We start from the raw sequence: 20,061 nt of genomic DNA, 5'->3' as shown, positions 1-20,061 counted from the left end.
ACTGTACAAATATGGACGTAACTGGATTCGAACCAGTGACCTCTACGATGTCAACGTAGCGCTCTAACCAACTGAGCTATACGTCCTTAACCCACGATTAGCAATATTAGCATACCTATTTACAATAAGCAAGCATTTAATTATTGCAGTTTTTTCTGGGCTGATGCTAGCAGTTTTTGGGCTTCAGGGTAGGCAGTTGTCCCAGCTTGGATAGTTTTAAGGCGATTAATAATGCCTTGAATTCTACCTTTGAACTGCTGAGGCTCGCTGGGAGGAGAAGCAATTAAACTTTGGATTTGCTCATTCGCGGCTGCTAAAGATGCTTGTGCTTCGCTTTCGGCTGTGCGGCGAGTTTCGATGATGCCTAAATTAGTTTGATACTCAGCGAGTAATTTTTGTGCGGCGACATAACCAGGTTCTTCAACGCGAATGTTTTCTAGCTGATCGATTGATTTGCGCCATAATTTTGCAATTTGCTCCCATTTAGCAACAGAATGGGGTGGATTTTGCGATGCTTTGGCGGCTGCTAGAGCAAATTGCTTTGCTGCTTCTATATATGTATCGCTACGCGGATCGACAACTGTTTTGAGTTTGACTTGATAACCAGCTAGTAATCTTTGTGCTTCTAAATAGCGAGGATTTTCTGTGGGGATTTGGTTGAGGCGCTTCAGTGCTTGTTCCCATAGTTCTGATGCGGCTTTAGGTTGGGTGGCTTGAATTTTTTCTGCTTCTAAATCAAATTCTTGTGCAGCTGCAATAAATGTACCGATACGTGCATTATCAAAATCGCGTTGATAAGCTTTGAGTTTAGTTTGTGCGCTTTCTCCAGCAAATGTGGCGTCGGGGATTTGTTCTAATTGATCTATGGCGGCTTGCCAAGATGCGATCGCATTTTCTTTATCCTTAATAGTAATAGCTTTTTCATACTGCTGGCGTGCTATGGTTACCAGCTGTTCTGCTTGAACCAACGGTTTCAAAGCATTTTTATCTTGAAAAGCTATAGCTTCGATCCGCGCTACTCGCTGACGCGCTGTTTCAAACTCATCTACAGTAAACTTCCAAGTGCAACCAAAAAAATTACAGTAAGCTTGAGGATAGTAACCTAAAAACCAAACTGGTAAATTATCTAAATTTTTTTGTGCTGCTTTCGCTTTGAGGGTACCTTGCTCAATATCAACAGCACTAGTAGCTTGATTAATTAACTGATCTGCTTGTTCTAAGTTTTTAATTGCCTCGCGATAGTGATGATCCATATTGATATAGCTAGGCAACAATAGAATCGGCGCAGTCTTCGCAACAGGCCAGCGTATCATCGGATAAGGCAAATTTATTACCCATAGTATCCCGGCTGAACCACCTAAAAGTATAGTTGCCCATTTGATTTTGCGAAAAATACCAGACGGTTGATTAGCTTTTGCAGCTTGTTTGAGTACCTTCTCGCTAAATTGGGGATATATATCAATCACACTATCTCGCAATTCATCTAACTCTGCTGGCGAACCTTTTTCTTGGGAGAGTTTTTCTAAGCGCTTACTAACTATTTCTTGTTCAATTTTGCTGACTTGATCGTTACCACTACATTTTTTAACTTCTGCACGCAAAATTTTTAAGGCTGTTTTATTTAACCGATACATAGACATAAGATGTAACTTATAATTCTAGTATTCCCAGCCATGAGTCAAAAATTAGCAGTCAATTGTCAAACAAATAACAAATGACCAATTTGGCATATTACTCTAGATGGTTAAAAATGTTAAGTCTTATGGTTAATATTTATAGGCTGATTTAATTTTTATCAAAATACCTATAATGTCAACTGCTTTAATTACAGGTGCATCTAGTGGTATTGGTAAAGCCTTTGCCCAACAACTAGCAGCACAAAATATAAATCTGGTTTTAGTGGCGCGTTCACAAGAAAAACTTTACCAATTAACAAAAGAACTCCAAGAAAAATACAAAATTCAGATAGAAGTTATCGTTAAGGATTTAACAGAAAATAATGCAGCTAAAGCGGTTTTTGATATTATCCAAGCTAAGGGTTTAACTATAGATTTATTAATTAATAATGCTGGGATTGGTGATTATGGTGACTTTGCTAGCTCTGATGGAGAAAAGCAAGTCAAAATTGTGCAATTAAATATTCTGGCATTGGTTGATTTAACGCATAAATTTTTACCTTTAATGCGGCAACGTCAATCAGGCAGCATAATTAATGTATCTTCAATTACTGCATTTCAACCTATGCCATATCTTTCTGTTTATGCTGCTAGCAAAGCTTTTATTGTCAGCTTTAGTCAGGCATTATGGGCAGAAAATCGTCCTTATGGGATTAGGGTGATTGTTACCTGTCCTGGCCCAATAGAAACTAACTTTTTTGCAGAAGCTAACTTTCCTCCAAATTTGGCAGGAAGTACAGAGCAAATGTTTACTAGTGAAGAAGTAGTAAAACAAACGCTGAAAGCTTTAGAAAATTGGCAGCCAGCCGTTGTGATTGGCGATGTTAAAACTCAAATTAGAACTATATTAGCCAGAATAGTTCCCCGCAAAATTTTGTTGAATATGTTAGCAAGAAGCTTTAAATCGTAATTTTTAATTTCTAATTTGTTATACCAATTTATATAAATAGTGTTGGCTGCACATCAATATATTCTAGAGGGCATGGCATTGCCATGCCCCTACAATCTGTCGCATTCTTTTTTTAAATTGGGATAATTGTAATTATCAAATTCTTTGTAGGGGTTTAGCATGGCACATTGGTGTCAACTTAAGTTCTCTGGCTTACCCAACAAATCGCCCACAGGCTGTAAGCCTGGGGCTAACGCTACAAGAGCTTACCTGCGTGGGCTAGATTTTCTTAGCCCACGCAGGTGGGCTTTGTTCAATTAGCCGCACCCTTCGAGGGTGACGGCGGTTTATTGGGTAAGCGAGTGGCTGGGGGTGAGGGCGAAACCTTTTCACCAAGCGGGTTTCACGTTAAGTTGACACGTATGAGCAATGCTAAACCCTATACAGTATGACTGACTGGGGACTTACAAAAAATAAATTACCCATATTCCGTAGTGCGAGCAGCGCTCAGTCGAACGCTGCTCGCACTACATTATTGGGTATTTAAAAAATTGGATGTCCCCTGACAACCTACATATACCTTGTCAATTGCACCCGGTAACGATCTTTTTTGGTAACAGCAACTTCACCAACTTCTAAGCGTCCCTTACCGCGAATGGCGATTAAATCACCAGTTTTCACTTGCGAACTAGCTTGAGAAACTTCCTTCCAGTTAACACGCACATCACCGGAATCGATTAAATCTACCATTTTGCTGCGCGACATCCCAAAACCAGCAGAGGCGATCGCATCTAACCGTAAGGAAGCCTCAACAGTAGTCATTTCTTTTTTCTTCGGTTCGCGAACCTTCAACTCGCTTAGATCAATGCGCTGGGTTTTCACCGGCACTGATCGCACTTGTTGGAGGTTCATCTCTAAAAATTCTGCTAACTCTGGTGCAACAATTACCTGTGCGCCACGTTCGCCCAGAACAACAATATCGCCAGTTTTTTCCCGGACGATTCCCGTCCCCAACATTGCGCCTAAAAAGTCGCGGTGGGTTGCGGTATCAAACAAGAAATTACCAGCAATTTCTAATAATACTAAGGCGACTTGAGACTGATCTAAAGGAATTTCTGCGCGCGCGATCGCTAATCTTTGGCGTTCAGCTTGCGGATATCCACCCCAAGCCAGCAATTGCACCTCTGTTAACCGACTAAACACCCGTTGAATTTCTGCTAATTCTGGGGGAGACAGAAAATCTGTCAAAACCACTTCCCAGGTTTTGATTGCTTCTTGTGCGCGATCGATGACACGAGCTACAATATCTCGATTTTCAACAGTTTTTAAAAGTTCTTCTCTGGGCAACATTATCAAAAATTACCAGTTGTGAGTTTCAGCCAATAATCTTTATTGACTAATTACTCATGAGCATTGTTTGATTCTAGCGCCATCTGCAAATCAAACCAATTGCAAAAATCATACATCATAGGGTCGATATGCCAATAAACGCCCGCACCATTCTATAGTGACAGGGCGATTTCGGGATGTTCTAGTAACAAATGACCATTGACTATTGACAATTGACCATTGACTAACTATCGCCATAACCCTGAATATTTTCCGGCTCAAACTGACGTAAGATCCGAGTTGCTTGACGAGTCAGAGTTTCCGAACCTTGAACTACTAACAGATATTTACCTGCATCCAAGCGGTTGCGATAGGGTAAAGCATCACCGCTACCCGCAATCAAACCAACGCCACCACCCACAAATACACTACCCATAGCGCCACTCACAGCACCCAGTAGTCCACCAACTACGTGATTACCAATTTCTCCCGCCCAAGCAAAGGTATCTAAACCAGTAATTAAGCTGAAGGTGAAACCAGCAAAAAAGCCAAATGGTATTAACCAAAACGCCATGAGCTTTACTTGTTTCTTGGCTTGCTCTTTCGGGTCAATCAAGCCAAACTCATCTGCTGTTTTATATCCCTTCCCCAGGATAGTACTTTTAATGGACTCTTTTTCTAAAGCTAAGTAAGCAGCTTCAACTTGGATACGGTCTGGTAATACAGCAACGAGGTAATTCATTGATTTTGTGAAAAATAGTCTGGAAAAATTTTGCCTTTATTAACAGCGTACCAGTGTAGGGGGCAGGGGGTAGGGAGCAGGGGGCAGGGGGAGAAAATAATTGTTGACAATTGTACAGACGCGATTAATCGCGTCTCTAACAAATGACTATTGAATATTTTTATGTATAAATATCAATTTGCTCTCACTTGAGTGCATCCAATGGCTCACAAAAATTGTTGACGCCTTGTTTAAGGACATACAGCAAAACTGGTACTGCCAAAATTTTGGGGAACGTCGGCATGGTATAAAGATATTCCATCATCCGTTGCAGGGAATTATTTTGTAATTCGTCGCGAAAATCTTGTTCGCAAATCACAGCTCGCCATTTTCGCGCCAAAGCATCTAACCACTCGGAGTTGGCTCTTTCTGGCTGCTGTCCCGCCCTAATTGCCAGACTCATCGCCGCATCTTCTAAATCACCCTCACAATCCTCAATTAAGTCTAGTACTTCCATTGCTGTAGGATTATCTATGAATAAAGAGCGAAACTGTGCAATTTCTTGTGATGTCACTATAGTCATAAATTTTTTTAACAGCCGAGTAAATTAAATACTCAGCTATGTTATTCCAATTTTGATTGATTATTCATCATCCACTTTGCCAGAAGCAGTCTTAATGAGGAAGATGAGGGAGAGAACGGCAAGGTAAACAGTTGACCATTAACCATTGTACAGACGCGATTCATCGCGTCTATTGACGAAAAGCCCTTGATGTGACTGAACGTTGTAACTCAGCTAGAGCGCGATTATAATCCAAAATTGCACGAATGCGGTTACCTTCGGCTCTTGTCAAGTCGTTTTCGGAGTTAATGACATCAGTTTGCGTACCTACACCTGCTTGAAAGCGTAAACGTGCTAAACGTAAAGCTTCTCTAGCTTGTTCTAGCGCTGTATTCGCGGTTTGAACGTTTTCTAAGTTAGATTGCTGGTTGGAATAGGCTTGTTCTACCTGAAATCTAATTTGGTTGCGCTGTTCTGCAAAGTTAGTTTCTGCGATCGCAATATTGGCTCTGGCTTGTGCTGCTCTAGCTTTAGCTGCACCACCATCATACAAGTTCAAGGACGCTCTAACGCCTACAGAATAACCATCAGCGACGCTGAGATTATCATTAAACCGATCAAAGAAGTCATAGCTAGCAACTAAGCTGACCTGTGGCCCTAACGCTGCTAGTGCTTGTCTTCGCTGTTGTTCGCTAATGTTGCGTTGTGCTAACTGTTGTTGGAGTTCTGGGCGGTTTTGATAAGCTAAAACTATACTTTGTTCTAATGTTTGGTTCCAAAGACCAGCTAATTTTACTGGATCGCCTGCACTAATAGTTGCTGACTGTGGCAAACTTAACCTTGTGGCTAACCGACGACGGGCAATTTGTTGCTGGGCGATCGCGTTGGTTAAGTCTTGTTGTGCATTAGCTAAGTTCACTTGCGATCGCAGTACATCAAATCTCGTACCTACCCCGGCGCGTTCTAAAGCTTCTGCATCTCGCAAACTCGCCTGAGAATTAGTCACAGCAGACTGAGCAATACGTACTTGCTCGTCGGCTTGTTGTAAATTGTAATATTCAGTCGCTACATTCAGGCGAATATCCTCAGATTGGCTTTCTACACTTAATTCCGCTAATCTTACCCGTTCTTCCGCTTCTTTGATTGTTGCTTGCCTTCTACCAGAAGTGTAAAGATCGTAGGAAAGCTGCGCTTGCGCATTCAAGTTTGTATTGCTGGGAGCAGGATCGATCGGTTGACGGAATGAAGGTGGTAGGCTTTCTTGTTGCTGTTGTTGGAGCTTGACATTATAGGTCTCGTTCACACTTCGCTGACGTGTAAGATCCGCACTCACGCCTAAGGTGGGTAGTAAAGCTGCTTGCGCTTCGCGTAAAACTGCTCGACTCCGTTCTAATTCTAACTGTGCTACCTGTAGTTCTCTGTTGTTGCGCCTTGCGAGTTCCAAAGCTTGTACTAAGCTAATTCGCTGATCGCTTTTGACAGTAACTTCTCCTGCATTGGTGGGATATTGGAGCGGATTGGGATTAGGAATCAAGTTCTCAGGTATCTGTACGCTACCCTCTGGTGCTGGCCCCACTAAGCCTGGTACATTTTGAATTGGTACTACTGTTTCTGGTGCAGTTTGAGTTGGTACAGTCCCAGCTGGTGCAGTCTGAGTTGGTATAGTTACACCTGGTGTAGTCTGATTATTACTCTGAGCTAGCAGATTCTTGGCTGTCATGGTTTGCGAGCAAGCAACCCCAGAGTTCAACTGTCCCTGTGGCTGTGCGCAATTGGGTATTTCCAGTAACTTGGAGGCGACTGTATTTCCTGTTGTCACTGGTAAAGTTGTTTGTAATTGCGTCTGCGGCTTTTGCTCTTGATTGGTTGACTGCTGTAAAGCCGATATGAGCAATTTTTGCTTGTCGGTAGCAGAGAGTTTGGTGTTAGTAGTAGGAACAACTCTATTCTCTAATTTCTGCTCCGAATTACTGGAGTTATTTTGTTTGTGATTTTCTGGAGAAAACCGTTTAATATCAAGCTTTTGAGCAGTAGGAATAATAGATAAAAAACTCGAAAATCTTCCTTGATTTCCCTGCTGGATTTTGGCCTTCAGGGTACTAGGATGATTGCTACCAGTAATTGCCAGATTGCGATCGCTTACAGGTTTTGTTGGCGTTAAAATCCCATTACTAGTAGGGACTAAACTAGGTAACCTCTGATCAGCTATGTAGAACTGAGTACTAGAGCCATTTTCAATCAATGTTTGATCGTTATTAGCTGTCAAAACACTAGAAGAATACAAAGGCTGTAGCCCATTAACTTTAGCAGTACCAGCCCAAGCTGTTTGGGTGGTTAATACTGCTACTGTTACACCAGGCAAGAAAGTATGAAATAATTGCTGTCCGTTCACCGCATCCCCTCACACAAAATCAATCTGGCGGCAGAAAACTTTTCTTCCCCACAGAATATAGCACGACAATAAATTCCAAAGAGAATATAGTACGATACCAAATTTAGGAATCGCTACTCTTTTTATCTTCAAAACTTTTAACTATACGTGAAAGTTCTGCCTTTTCATCGATACTAACGCGGGTAGGAGCACCACTTACAATTCTTTCATAATTCCGGAAAGAATCTTTAATTTCTGGGCCGTCGGCGGTAATGTTATACTCGCGGATACCTTTATCATGCCAAGAACCGCGCATTTTAAAAACATTAATCGCCCGCGACATTTCCCCACGAATTTCTACATACTGTAGCATCAATATTGTGTCAGTAATCGTAGAAATATGGGAATCAGTAATCGAATGCGACCCCATAAATTGGTCAGTTGTGTTGGTAAAAAATCCGGTAATTTCTTCTTGTTTGGCGTAACCTGTCACACCAATGACAAACTGACGAAATGCATTATTGCTCACGCCTCTAGCAAGTGCAGAAAGAGAGTCAATCGCAATCCGCGCTGGCTTAAACATGGCAATTTCTGACTTAATAATTTGTAGGTGGTCTTCTAATCCGGTCGATTCGGGATAGGTACAGATAATTTTGAGTAAACCTTGTCTTTCTAAGTCCTCAAAATTAATTCCCCAAGAAGAAGCATTGCGCGAAAGTTGGGCGCGAGATTCTTCATAGGCAAATAATATGGCCTGCTCCCCATTCAAACAACCGTCTTGGATAAATTTGCTAACTAATAAAGTTTTACCAGTACCTGTGGCTCCTGTGGCTAAAATAATCGAATCTTTAAAGAAACCACCACCACACATACCATCTAGAGTTTTCACTCCAGAAGATACCCTGACATTTGAAGATCTTTGAGTCAAGCGCATTGCTCCCAATGGGAATATATTCACGCCTTCGTTGGTAATTGTAAAAGGATATTCGCCTTTCATATGGGTTGTCCCCCGCAACTTGAGAATTTCAATGGTGCGGCGACGGCGTTCTCCTTCTAAGACGTTGCGGACTATGACTACATTATCAGAAACAAACTCTTCTACCCCAAAGGAAGCTACAGGCCCGTATTCTTCGCTACGTTCGGTGGTAATGACGGTGGTGACACTCAGGTGTTTGAGCCGGGCTACCAGGCGAAATATCTCGCGCCGGACGACTCCCATCGCTTCATACTGCTGAAATACTGCTGTAATTGAGTCAATGGAGACTCTTCTAGCCTTGTATTTGCGAATGGCATATTGTAACCGTTCAATCAAGGCCGAAAGGTCAAAGTTACCCACGATATCTTGACCTTCGGGGTCGGGTGAAGCATCGAGGATAAACAGTTTCCCTTCATCAATTAATTGCTGTAAATTCCACCCAAAAATATGGGCATTTTTAATAATGTCGCTGGGCGATTCTTCAAAGGTAACAAATACTCCTGGTTCATCAAAGTAGGTGATACCGTTATAAAGAAACTGTAGAGATAATAAAGTTTTGCCTGTTCCTGAGGTACCGCTAACTAAGGTAGTTCTGCCAATAGGTAGACCACCATGACTAATATCGTCAAAGCCCTCAATCATTGTGCGGATTTTTTCTACACCCGCAATTAACGGTGTTTTGCTTTGTTCTGGCTGGTCTTTTTCAATCATTGTTTGTTAAGCGAGAGGTATGAAACCCCAGTTTTTTTTAAGACTAATGCTTGAAGTAGCTCATGCAATTTTACGCTTAAATATTTTACTAAAGAAGGGTGAAGTTTCAAGGATGAATGCTCAAGTCTAGGCTAGGGCTGTGCTGAATGGCGTCAGGAGATGAAAACACCATCTTTTTGCAGCTTTCGGACTCACTTAGCCCCATATTGGACTTGTGGCTGTAGCGGTGCGGTTATTTTATCCGTCATCCTTGATACTTCATCCTCGCTTTTACTCTTCCCAGTTTTCTTCATTCATTTCTTCATAGAGCAAATCTAAGCCAATTAGCACTCTTTCTCTATCTGAAAGGTCGCCGATAATTTTGCGAACTGGAGGCGGTAAAATTTTTGATAAGGTTGGTGTGGCTAATATTTTATCTTCTTCTGCTAGTTGGGGATTTTTCAGCACATCGATGACTTTCAAAGCATAAACGCCTTGAAACTCTTGGTCTAATATGTCTTTTAGCGTTTTTAAGGCCCGTACTGAGTTAGGCGTGTTCCCAGCTACATAAAGCTTGAGGACATAGGTCTTTCTGGCTTGCGTCATAAATGTACAGGCTAGACTTGAGGATATAAATATAAAAATTTCTGCTGCATTGGCAGATCATCATGGCAAATGCTTTGCCCATATAGAATTTCGATACATTTACTTTATTTATATATCGAACATCTATAAGTTTCACACAGATGAGCAAGAATATCTATTAATGTCAGTCGATAATCAAGTAGTGTTTCGTCGCTTCTTCCTTCTAATTTCAATTGTGTGGCAAACTCTTCAATTAACTCCATGTGCATTTCAATGATTTGCGGCACAGGAATATTAGCACAAAATACTGCATTGATAAATTTATCAATTCTCGATTTTAAAGTTTTTTCTGTAGTAAAGTAGTATATGAGTATTTCCCGATAATCAGATTTAATTTGCTGCAACAAATTTTCTCTGTCGTCTCCATCCATCTGTTGAAAAATATCCTGGGGTTTTTCCTGATAAGATGCAAATACATAGCAATCTGTTTGAGAGGGAATTTCTGGTAATTTAACAATCACCCGCTTCATCAGATAATGATTGATATGTTGAGCATCAACTATTGTCAATGGTAGAGGTAAAAACTGGCGATCGCTATTTGCATAAAGCAAGTTTTTGCTCCACCTAGTCAAGAGTTGGGGAATGGCTAAGGCATATCGATTGTATAAATTTTTTTTAACATTGGCGATAAAAATTAAAATGGGGAATAACATTTGTGGTTTATACATCTCCTCGATCGCTGTGACCAAGTTTAGCGATCTGATTTGGCGCTAGACATGGTTCTAGACTCAGGTGGCTGTGTAGTCAACTAAATTCATCTGCTCCCAGAGGAGAATTGTGCTAGCCCAAACGATAAACACATCAAAACTAAAACAGCTATTGAGACAGAAGACTGAGGCAGTTGTTGAGGCGTTGGTAATGGAGGGCGCTGTACTTAGTTAATGACTTTCATAAGACTTACAGAATGTATATCTATCTAAATATGGATTTTATTATTTCACTCCTTGATAAGATACTTAACCGAACTTAAAAGATATTCGCATTCTAAATCATTATAATTCCTCAAGGTTCTAAAGCGAATTTTTAGAGCCATAATTGTTTTTAGTTATTACTGTTGAGGAGGATTTTTAACACCAGTTCAAAGATTGTTCAGCATGTCAGGTAGAAGTTCAATGCTGCAAAGGTAATTACAGCCTTTGTAAAGGTCTATAGACGAAACCAAACGTCAATGAGGGCCAAGCCCGTGGTTTAAATAGCATTGAAATTGTCACAAGAATTGTTTATATAGAGTCTTCTTACAGGATATTGCTTCAGGCATGAGCGCCATCAAAGTCAACGGTGATGCTCTCTCCAGAAGCTTTCACCGGAAGAATCACCCCCGAAGCTTTATGTCAATGCTACAGTACCCGCTTTATGACTTTATAACAAGCGTACCTATCTGCGTAGAAACAAGCACTCTGGCAATGGTGCTAGAGATTTTTGAACAAGAGCAGTGCGATCGCGTGGTGGTGGTAAACCAGCAACAATCTCCCATTGGGTTGCTGCATTCTGCCCGGTTAATCGAGAAATTTTTGGCAGCAGTTGGTGGCGATCGCCTTAACTTACAGCAGCCATTATTAATTTTTGATGCATCTTTAGTTGAACCAATCCCAACTATACCAGCAGCTGAACGTGTAGAGCAATTTAGCTTATTTTTGCGCTATCAACCCAGTCAAATCAACCATAATCATTTAGATTGGGCCTTGATTGACCCGGAAGGGAAATTTTTGGGTTTGCTCGATAGCTCGCGGTTGTTGCGATTATTAATTCAGGAACAACTGACTAGTTTTGAAGAATATACCCAACAGAGTAATAGTGTGGTAGATGTGGCGATCGCCAATCAATCACAAGCACAGATAGCCAATCCGCGTTCAGGCTCGTTATATAAGCCACTGGTGCAATTGCTCGAAAGGTTGCCCTGGCCTTTAATGTTAGAAACAGCTAACGGTGAAGTAGTCGCCCAAAATCCAGCTTGGTGGGAGCAATTGGGCAGATTAAAAGATGTAGAAAGTGTCAGACTCCAGGTAGAGCAGGTATATGCCTCAATTTTGCCTAAACAGGCAGAATACGCCACCTATCAAGCTTTACAAGTGCAGCCGCAAATTGCAGGTAATGGATATAATGCCCCAGACTCGTCGGGAACGCTGAAATTTTATGTTGGCGACAATAGCCACAATCACCCATCCACAGGGGTAAACGGTGGTTTGGGGAGTAACAATCTCCCAGAACAGCCAACAACCAATAGTCCATCTAGTCAGTGTTTTTGGGATAGTAATATAGGTACTTGTACTTGCATTGTCGAAGTGCAAAATGGACAAGAGCGAGTTTGGCAATTTGCCAAAATTCCCTTAGATATTTCCGATTTAAATAATTTGAGTGCTGAGTCCCAAATTATAACTAATGCCAACTCAGCCAAGAAAAATAAAGATTTGTGGCTCATGTTAGCCACTGATGTCACAGAACAACAACAACTTTATAAAGAATTAGCCGCGAAAAATGCGGATTTAATTCAACTCAATCGCTTAAAAGATGAATTTTTAGCTTGTATTAGCCATGAACTGAAAACGCCATTAACGGCGGTGTTAGGGTTATCACGGTTGCTAGTAGATCGCCAATTAGGAGAATTAAACGAACGCCAAGCCCGGTACGCCGGGTTAATTCATCAAAGCGGACGCCACTTGATGAGTGTGGTGAATGACATCTTGGATTTAACCAGGATGGAAACAGGACAAATGGAATTAACCCTAGCGCCTGTGAATATTCGTGCAGTATGCGATCGCGCTTTCTCGGAAGCCACCGCTTTACACACCCAAGTCGCCAAAACTAAATCCCCTAGTTCATCTGCTGTAGATAATCCTAGCGATCGCCGATTTACCATTGCTATTGAATCAGGCTTAGAGCAGATGGTAGCTGATGAACTACGTCTGCGGCAAATGCTGGTACACCTGCTTTCTAATGCCTTTAAGTTTACCGAAGTCTCAGGTAAAATTGGCTTGCGGGTAAGTCGTTGGGAAGGGTGGATTGCATTTACAGTTTGGGATACAGGAATTGGCATTCCCGAACATCAGCAACATTTAATTTTCCAAAAATTTCAACAACTAGAAAATCCCCTCACGCGCCAATTTGAAGGCACCGGTTTAGGACTAGTATTAACTAGGGCGCTAGCCAGACTCCACGGTGGCGATGTCAGCTTCTTATCTCGCGAAGGTAAAGGTAGTCAATTTACATTACTTTTACCGCCTAGTCCGCCAAAAACAGGTTTTAGCGAGTTTGATGAAGATATGGGAGAGGAAGAAGCAATAAATAACACCAGTAATCGAGAACTTTCCTCATCTACAGCCCAGCGTCTCAACGCCAGCGTACAGCAACATTCTGTTTCTTCTCAAAGGTTGGTGTTGATAGTTGAAGCTGTCGCCCGCTATATTGAAGACTTAACAGACCAACTCAAAGCTTTAGGTTATCGCGTAGTTATAGCGCGATCGGGGACAGAAGCAGTAGAAAAAGCTCGTCGCTTACAGCCAAAAGCTGTATTTTTAAATCCCTTGCTACCGTTATTGTCTGGTTGGGATGTGCTAACTTTGCTCAAATCTGATGCGGTAACTCGCCATATCCCCTTAATTGTCACCGCAACCGGTGCAGAAAAGGAGCAAGCATTTGCCAATCGAGCCGATGGTTTTTTAAGTTTACCAGTACAGTCTCAGGCATTAGCGCCATTATTAGAGAGTATATGTGCTACACCCAAAATTTCTGCATCCGGCGTAGAGAGTAATGAAATTAGTAGCAGCAGAACGCCATTGCGAATTTTAAGATTAGTTAATTCCGAAGTAGAAACAGTTAATCATCAAGCTTTATTAAGAGAACATCGAGTCATCGAAGTAGACGATCTCGATCAGGCGGAACTGTTGGCGCGAGTTTGGCAATTTGATGTAGTTTTGTTGGATGTAGAGAACCCTACAGCCCAAATGTATCTGCAACAACTGACAAAGCACCCCCGATTAGCCGCCCTACCACTGGTGACTTGCGATGTCGGGACTACTTTAGCAGCTTCTCAAATACCGGGGCTATCTGTGTTTCCTTGCTTACAACCATTGGGGAAAGACAATAGTAGCAGTAATAGTAAAACCGAAGCTTTATTATCAGTGCTGCAAATTGCTTCTGGTATTTGCTGTCCGCCAAATATTTTAGTAGTAGATGCTACTACCCTCAAAGATTTACCCCAGGTAAGACGCAAGCAAATGCGCAGACAGCGTTGTGCTAAACCATCAGCAATTAGTGGAGAAAATACAGAACGGGGATCTGAGTGGTTTCAAGCGTTAATTCAGTATTTACAAACTGCTGGGTTAAAAGCTGCAATTAGTAATGGTTGGACAGAAATCTTACAACAAATTCGCCATCAAAGCGTTGATGTATTGCTGATTTGTTTAGGAGAATCGCCAATTTCTCCAGAATTGCTCAAAGCATTAAAAGCATTAACAGATTTACCGTTTAATTTACCCCCAATTTTAATCCTTGACCAAAGATTACATAATAATGGAGCGATCGCGCAAACTAAAACCACCCGTTCCGTCATCGAAAAACAGAGAAAAACTGGCTTAGAAACTATAGAAAGTATAGCCAATGAAATTTCGGCGCAAATTTTACCCCGCTCAATCTCAATGGAAGATTTATTAAACGAAGTTAATCAGGCTTTGGTTATTAGTCATCAACATAAATGAGGGAGATGGTTGACGGTTGACTGTTGACTGTTGACGGTTGACTGTTGACGGTTGACTGTTGACGGTTGACTGTTGTTATAGTGCTTTTTGAAGAGTTGATTCTTAATCAAGCCGTCTCTAGTATTTCTAATATACAAGGTTGGGTAGAAGTTCGTGAAACCCAACATATACATGGCGTTGGGGTGTTGGGTTTCGTTCCTCAACCCAACCTACATTTGTACAAACCCGCATAAGGGCGGGGTTTCCCCGCCCCTACGAAAATTAAAAATTACATAAACAAATGCTGATGAATATGACAACTGACAACTGACTACTGACAACTGACTACTGACTATTTGACGATATATCTAACTTTTGATTTTTGATTTTCTTCACAGCAATTCGTGTGAGATAATAAGCGCCTTTACTGCTGAGATGTTGATATTCATCTGGTTCTAAATCCATTGCGACAAATCTGTCTTGTTCGGCTAACAAAAGTACAGAAGTGGCTTTGGCTGGCTTGGTATTTTCCTTGTGAATATAGTCTACAACTTCATCGGATGATGATAAATATTTAACATGCTGATGGCTATAAAACACTACCGTCGGCTTTTTAAAGCCCAACATGATGACTTCTTCATTGGGTTGTTTGACTTGACTAACCATGACAGACAATTCTCGTAAAGGTAGCTGACGCTGCTGATCCATGACTAATAAAGCAGGCATCAAAACTACAATAAAAAAGGCAATAAAACCGAGTAAATTGGCATTAATAATACCTTGCCAACTGCGATTGATAATACAAGCGGCGATAAAAATTGCTGTCAGTAGCCAAATAATCCCCCCCAAGACTGGTAAACCTAATTCTTGAATCCGGTTATATAAGTTGGGTGCGGCGGGATCGTAGCCGACTAATTTAGTTAATTGCCACAATGCGATCGCTAGTGCTGATAAAAATGCCACATTTACCCAAGCGCTCCCCAAAAATGATTTGGATGCTGGGGATCGCTTCTCTGTCTCGCCTTCACCGATAAAGTCACTCCATAATAGGGCGACTAAAATCGCTGCTGCTGGCATTAATGGCAACACATAGCTAGGTAGTTTGGTAACAGCGATGGTAAAAAAGATAAAAATGCTGAGAAACCAGACACAAGCAAATAAACTTAATTGCTGAGAACGTTCTTGAGATAGCCAGCGCGATCGCTGCCAAAATTTCAGTCTAATCAGGGCAGCAGGCAGATAAACTGAATATGGGGCAAAGCCTAGCAACACTACCAGAAAGTAAAAATACCAAGGTGCGGAGTGTCCGTTAACTACTTCCGTGAAGCGTTCTATATTGTGATAACCAAAGAAAGAATTAATATAATTCCAGCCATTACGCCAAATTACTAGGGCATACCAGGGAACTGATAACAGTAAAATAATCCCTATCCCTAGCAATACATTCATTTCTCGCCATACTTCTCTGAGTTTTCCCAGATAAATAACAAAAGCACCAATAATAATGGCTGGTAAGACAATCCCCACAGGCCCTTTGGTTAAAATTCCGCCAGCTACAAGGACATAACAAGCTAAATACCATTTATTAGGTAATTTAGAATTTGCTGGTGATGGCGAATTCCCTGCATAACCGAGAAAGAAGCAAAGTAAAGCTGAGGCTATACACCCAGTTAGCAGCATATCGGAAACGCCAATTCTACCCCAAGCGATCATTTCTGGGGTTAGCGCCATGATAGTTGCTGCTAGTCCTGCTGTTAAGTAACGGCGTGCTGGACGAGAAACCTGTTCTAATTCATCCTGTTTAGTTAATGACCAATGTACTGTGTAGAAGGCTAAACCAATCGTTCCCATTGCAGCGATGACTGATGGAATCCGCGCTCCCCACTCATTTACACCCATGATTGCATAAGCGATCGCCTGACACCAGTAAATTAATGCTGGCTTATCAAAGCGCGTCTCTTGATTAAAATAGGGGGTGATCCAATCCCCAGTAATTAACATTTGTCGGGAAGCTTCAGCAAACAGTGGTTCTGTTTCATCCACTAAGCCAATGTTGCCTAAATTCCAACCATAAGCAATCCAACCAATTACAATCAACCACAGAACTGATACAGTCACAGCAAGGGCTGGACGCTGTAGTATATTCTTGAACCACTGGTCAACAGTTTGGGGAAAGCTCACTTTCATCTTCATTAGTAATCAGTCAATGGTTAATAGCCTACATTCTTTAGTCGCTGACTGGTGATATTTTGTTCTTGGTAGCTGTTGCTAACTTTAGATCCCCAACTTATTGAAGAAGTCGGGGATCTAAAAGGCGATCGAATTACAAGTTAGTAAGCTATTCTGCTTTTAAGTTGCACAATCCATCATGAGGGCTGTTGACAGTTGACCGTTGACTGTAGGGGCGGGTTTATTTAGATCTTGGTTGATTAACGAGGATATCTGTGAACCCGCCCCTACAACAGTTAACAGCCCTTATTAGTAGTTATGCAATTTAGACGCGCATTAGCTGAATTACTGATTCAGTATAAGTAGCCATTCTTGCTTTTGGGAATCCCATTTAGGCAGAGATGTTTCTCCTACTACGTAAGGGCCCCAGTAGCGACGAGAACCATCTTGCGCAAAAGCGACTACAACATCTCCCTTTTCTAACTTTAAATTCCCGGTTGGTAAAGATAGTAACAACCCCTTTTCACTTCCTTCTTGGGGTGCAAAATCCCAATGTGCGGGAATTTCTTGTTGGTTTTTTGGCGCTGAATTACCCTGAGACTTTCGCGCTAATAAAGCTATGCGCACAGGCTGATTTGTTTGATTACTCAGGCGCAAAGTTCCCCGATCCTTAGCAGTTCCAATTGAGTCTTGACGATATGCTAGGCGGGTAGTAATTTGGCTAGTGCTATCTTCTACTTTGTTACTTGCGGTTGTTACTGAATCGGAAACATTAGTAGAAGTTAATGTTTCATGAGCCACGGCTGAAGATACATTGCTGGCTACCTCAGAAGTTCCGTTAGGTGGTGAAGTAGCTGAATCTGGATTTGTAGTCTCAAAAGAAACACTCATACCAAAGCACCCCACCAGTAACCCTAACAGTCCTACAGAACAGGCTAGAACAGCAGCGTTACGATACACTGACGTTTTCATTTTGATTAGTTATTAGAAATAAGTATTTGTCTAGGCTTGACCAAATAGTAGCCTATTCCTTGAAGAGGCAAGTACTGAAACTGCCTACTATAGAGTCTCCTGAAACCAAGTCATGCTATGTATCATAAGTAGCATTTTCAGGAAACATACTAGCAAAAAGAATTACCTTGAGTTTCGCGGGAAAAATCAGGTAGAACCCTGATGAATCAAGGCTTTATTCTTGAGTGCCTGGGAAATACAAACTATAATTATGATACATAATTAGCAAATTTATTCGTAAAAACACAAAGAGCAATTTTGATTTTAGAAGTAGCGATCGCAACTAAGATGATGGCGATAAACCCTCAGATAAATCTGGGGAATGAACTTCATTTTTCTTAATATCTCACCCTTCATCTTTTAAGATAACTCTTCTGGTTGAGGGGTAACACCTCACAGCAGAAAATTTTTTTGAGCGTCTTGGTTTCACAAAGATGAGACAATGTATAAAATGCGATCGCCACTGAACAACCAAATAGATAATTAAGCTACTACTTAGGGAATTCTAAGTAACAAATATTCCAATGGTATTGTTGACGGTTGACTGTTGACGGTTGACTGTTGACTGCTAACCATTAACAACTTAATCAGTGGAATAATTTATTTTTTGTACTTCCCTAAAATAAGCTTAAGCTATAACCGATATCCTCAAGAAGAGGAATATTTGAAGATTTCGTGACTTTTGATTCCAGTCTTAATCATGCAAAACACTAGGCTGAATAACTTGCTAGATACCATTGCTAGCCGCTTGAGTCAATGGTTCCTCAACCCTTGGCGGCGATTGTCTCTACTGGTAATCAGTTTTTTCTTTGGTACCTTTCTGGGTACAGCAATTTCTACCACTGCGGGACAAAAAGCCGAATTAGATATTGTGGTAGCGGCGTTTCTAGTCTTTTTGACGGAAATCACTAGCAGAATATTTTATAACCGGAATTTTTTCTCCAAGCGATCGCTGTGGGTGGAAGCGCTAAATATTCTCAAAATAGGGTTTATCTACAGCCTGTTTATTGAAGCCTTTAAGTTGGGATCGTAATTGGGCATTGGGCATGGGGCATTGGGCATTGGGCATGGGGCATTGGGCATGGGGCATTGGGCATGGGGCATTGGGGCATTGGGGGCGGGTTTATTTTAGATCGTTATTCGTAGGGGCGGGGTTTCCCCGCCCTGGTGAGAGGTTCAATGTTACGTTTTTGATTGCAGTTTGGTATCAATTGTTATGGGGATGAGAATATGGGTTCGTGGCTGGATGAAATTCTGAGTACGGGGAAAGCTTCGGAAAGTTGGCGACAAAAGGCTAAGGAAGCAGCTTTAGCTGATAATTTACGATCGCCTGCTTGGGATATCAACCCAAGAAACGTGGATGAAGTCATCGAAACGCGATCGCAATTACTCGAATCTATACTCCCAGCTTTTCGGGAATTTTGCCAAAATACCCTGCAAAAGCGACCCCAACAGATGTTACCTGTACTGTGGGACTTGTGGCTACCTTTAGCAATCAACATCAGATTACAGCGCCAAAAATTGGGATATCCCTTCATCCAAGGAATTTTAGGCGTACAGGGAACGGGTAAAACTACCATGTGTCAAGCGCTGACGTTGATTTTGCAGCAGATGGGATACCGTACCCTGAATTTATCATTGGATGACTTATACAAAACCTATAGCGATCGCTTACTTTTAATTCAACAAGATCCCCGGTTAATTTGGCGAGGCCCCCCAGGAACCCACGATATTGATTTAGGCTTAAATGTACTCGATGGAATTCATCAATCCCAAAGTCCGGTAACTATTCCCCGCTTTGATAAATCAGCTTACAACGGCGCAGGCGATCGCACTACCCCAGAAATTGTCACAGATGTAGATATTTTGCTCTTTGAAGGCTGGTTTGTGGGAGTGCAACCAATCGATCCCCAAGCTTTTGATAATCCACCACCACCAATTATCACAGCAGAGGATCGGGAATTTGCCCGCGATATGAATCGTCAATTAGAGAACTATCTACCCCTGTGGCAACGCTTAGATAGTTTAATAGTGTTATATCCCAGGGATTACCATTCTTCCTTAGCATGGCGCAAACAAGCCGAACAGCAAATGATAGCTGCTGGTAAATCGGGGATGAGTGATACACAAATAGAAGAATTTGTCAATTACTTTTGGCGATCGCTACATCCAGAATTATTCCTCAAACCCCTAATCGAGTCACCCCATGTTGATTTGGTAATTGAGATAAATAGCGATCGCACTTTGGGCAAAATCTACTGACAAGAGAGACAAGGAATTTTAGATTTTAGATTTGCGATTTTGGATTCCAATCTAAAATCTAAAATCCAAAATCCAAAATTGTTTCAA

16 protein-coding genes and 1 tRNA gene are annotated in these 20,061 nt (G+C 41.5%); 6 read left to right on the top strand and 11 right to left on the bottom strand.

Features of this window, described 5'->3' with window-relative positions; translation table 11 throughout:
• Window positions 1–12 precede the first annotated feature (12 nt).
• Both AACW45_RS03770 and AACW45_RS03765 read right to left on the bottom strand, forming a co-directional pair.
• A tRNA-Val gene (locus AACW45_RS03770) sits at window positions 13–86 on the bottom strand.
• Window positions 87–140: 54 nt separating this feature from the next.
• Window positions 141–1,634: a hypothetical protein gene (locus AACW45_RS03765; RefSeq protein WP_190631301.1), complete on the bottom strand. Its 1,494-nt coding sequence runs from the start codon at window positions 1,632–1,634 to the stop codon at window positions 141–143.
• 175 nt (window positions 1,635–1,809) lie between these two features.
• Between AACW45_RS03765 and AACW45_RS03760 the strand changes: the two genes are divergently transcribed.
• Together AACW45_RS03760 and AACW45_RS03755 are read left to right on the top strand one after the other, a co-directional pair.
• The gene (locus AACW45_RS03760) at window positions 1,810–2,586 is read left to right on the top strand and encodes an SDR family NAD(P)-dependent oxidoreductase (protein WP_190631266.1); all 777 of its coding nucleotides are present in this window, start codon (window positions 1,810–1,812) and stop codon (window positions 2,584–2,586) included.
• Between the two features lie 281 nt (window positions 2,587–2,867).
• The gene (locus AACW45_RS03755; protein WP_339385073.1) at window positions 2,868–3,017 is read left to right on the top strand and encodes a hypothetical protein; all 150 of its coding nucleotides are present in this window, start codon (window positions 2,868–2,870) and stop codon (window positions 3,015–3,017) included.
• 118 nt (window positions 3,018–3,135) lie between these two features.
• Here the strand turns inward: AACW45_RS03755 and AACW45_RS03750 are convergent, their stop codons facing one another.
• From AACW45_RS03750 to AACW45_RS03720, 7 genes are all read right to left on the bottom strand, one after another.
• A complete protein-coding gene (locus AACW45_RS03750) occupies window positions 3,136–3,915 on the bottom strand; it encodes a photosystem II S4 domain protein (protein WP_190631265.1) in 780 nt (259 codons plus the stop codon).
• A 223-nt stretch (window positions 3,916–4,138) separates the two neighbouring features.
• Window positions 4,139–4,636: a hypothetical protein gene (locus tag AACW45_RS03745; protein ID WP_190550625.1), complete on the bottom strand. Its 498-nt coding sequence runs from the start codon at window positions 4,634–4,636 to the stop codon at window positions 4,139–4,141.
• Window positions 4,637–4,820: 184 nt separating this feature from the next.
• Entirely contained in the window at window positions 4,821–5,198 is a 378-nt protein-coding gene (locus AACW45_RS03740; protein WP_096641762.1) for a hypothetical protein, read from the bottom strand.
• A 169-nt stretch (window positions 5,199–5,367) separates the two neighbouring features.
• Window positions 5,368–7,569, bottom strand: coding sequence for a TolC family protein (locus tag AACW45_RS03735; RefSeq protein ID WP_190631263.1), 2,202 nt, complete (start codon window positions 7,567–7,569; stop codon window positions 5,368–5,370).
• Between the two features lie 103 nt (window positions 7,570–7,672).
• The gene (gene kaiC, locus AACW45_RS03730) at window positions 7,673–9,235 is read right to left on the bottom strand and encodes a circadian clock protein KaiC (RefSeq protein WP_190631261.1); all 1,563 of its coding nucleotides are present in this window, start codon (window positions 9,233–9,235) and stop codon (window positions 7,673–7,675) included.
• A 270-nt stretch (window positions 9,236–9,505) separates the two neighbouring features.
• Window positions 9,506–9,820, bottom strand: a complete 315-nt coding sequence (gene kaiB / locus AACW45_RS03725) for a circadian clock protein KaiB (protein ID WP_096641765.1) — start codon at window positions 9,818–9,820, stop codon at window positions 9,506–9,508.
• A gap of 104 nt (window positions 9,821–9,924) precedes the next feature.
• Complete coding sequence (locus tag AACW45_RS03720; protein ID WP_190631300.1) at window positions 9,925–10,512, bottom strand: KaiA family protein; 588 nt, start codon at window positions 10,510–10,512, stop codon at window positions 9,925–9,927.
• 675 nt (window positions 10,513–11,187) lie between these two features.
• Here AACW45_RS03720 and AACW45_RS03715 point away from each other — a divergent pair.
• The gene (locus AACW45_RS03715) at window positions 11,188–14,553 is read left to right on the top strand and encodes an ATP-binding protein (RefSeq protein ID WP_190631298.1); all 3,366 of its coding nucleotides are present in this window, start codon (window positions 11,188–11,190) and stop codon (window positions 14,551–14,553) included.
• Between the two features lie 65 nt (window positions 14,554–14,618).
• Window positions 14,619–14,786: a hypothetical protein gene (locus AACW45_RS03710; protein ID WP_190631259.1), complete on the top strand. Its 168-nt coding sequence runs from the start codon at window positions 14,619–14,621 to the stop codon at window positions 14,784–14,786.
• A gap of 91 nt (window positions 14,787–14,877) precedes the next feature.
• Here AACW45_RS03710 and AACW45_RS03705 read toward each other — a convergent pair whose 3' ends face one another.
• Window positions 14,878–16,725, bottom strand: a complete 1,848-nt coding sequence (locus AACW45_RS03705) for an ArnT family glycosyltransferase (RefSeq protein ID WP_190631257.1) — start codon at window positions 16,723–16,725, stop codon at window positions 14,878–14,880.
• Between the two features lie 321 nt (window positions 16,726–17,046).
• Window positions 17,047–17,673 (bottom strand): hypothetical protein, encoded by a 627-nt coding sequence (locus AACW45_RS03700; RefSeq protein WP_190631255.1) that lies wholly within the window; start codon window positions 17,671–17,673, stop codon window positions 17,047–17,049.
• Window positions 17,674–18,412: 739 nt separating this feature from the next.
• On the opposite strand from AACW45_RS03700, the gene AACW45_RS03695 reads away from it, so the two are divergent.
• On the top strand, window positions 18,413–18,745 hold the full coding sequence (locus AACW45_RS03695) for a DUF565 domain-containing protein (protein ID WP_190631253.1): 333 nt from the start codon (window positions 18,413–18,415) through the stop codon (window positions 18,743–18,745).
• A 197-nt stretch (window positions 18,746–18,942) separates the two neighbouring features.
• Window positions 18,943–19,974 carry a glycerate kinase gene (locus tag AACW45_RS03690; protein WP_190631251.1) on the top strand — a complete coding sequence of 344 codons (1,032 nt, stop codon included), beginning with the start codon at window positions 18,943–18,945 and terminating at the stop codon, window positions 19,972–19,974.
• Window positions 19,975–20,061: the final 87 nt, after the last annotated feature.

Origin of the sequence: Calothrix sp. FACHB-168 (assembly GCF_963889195.1) — a bacterium.
Lineage (GTDB): Bacteria > Cyanobacteriota > Cyanobacteriia > Cyanobacteriales > Nostocaceae > Aulosira > Aulosira anomala_A.
Note: the sequence above shows the minus strand (reverse complement) of the source record. Positions and strands in the feature narration are given on the sequence as shown.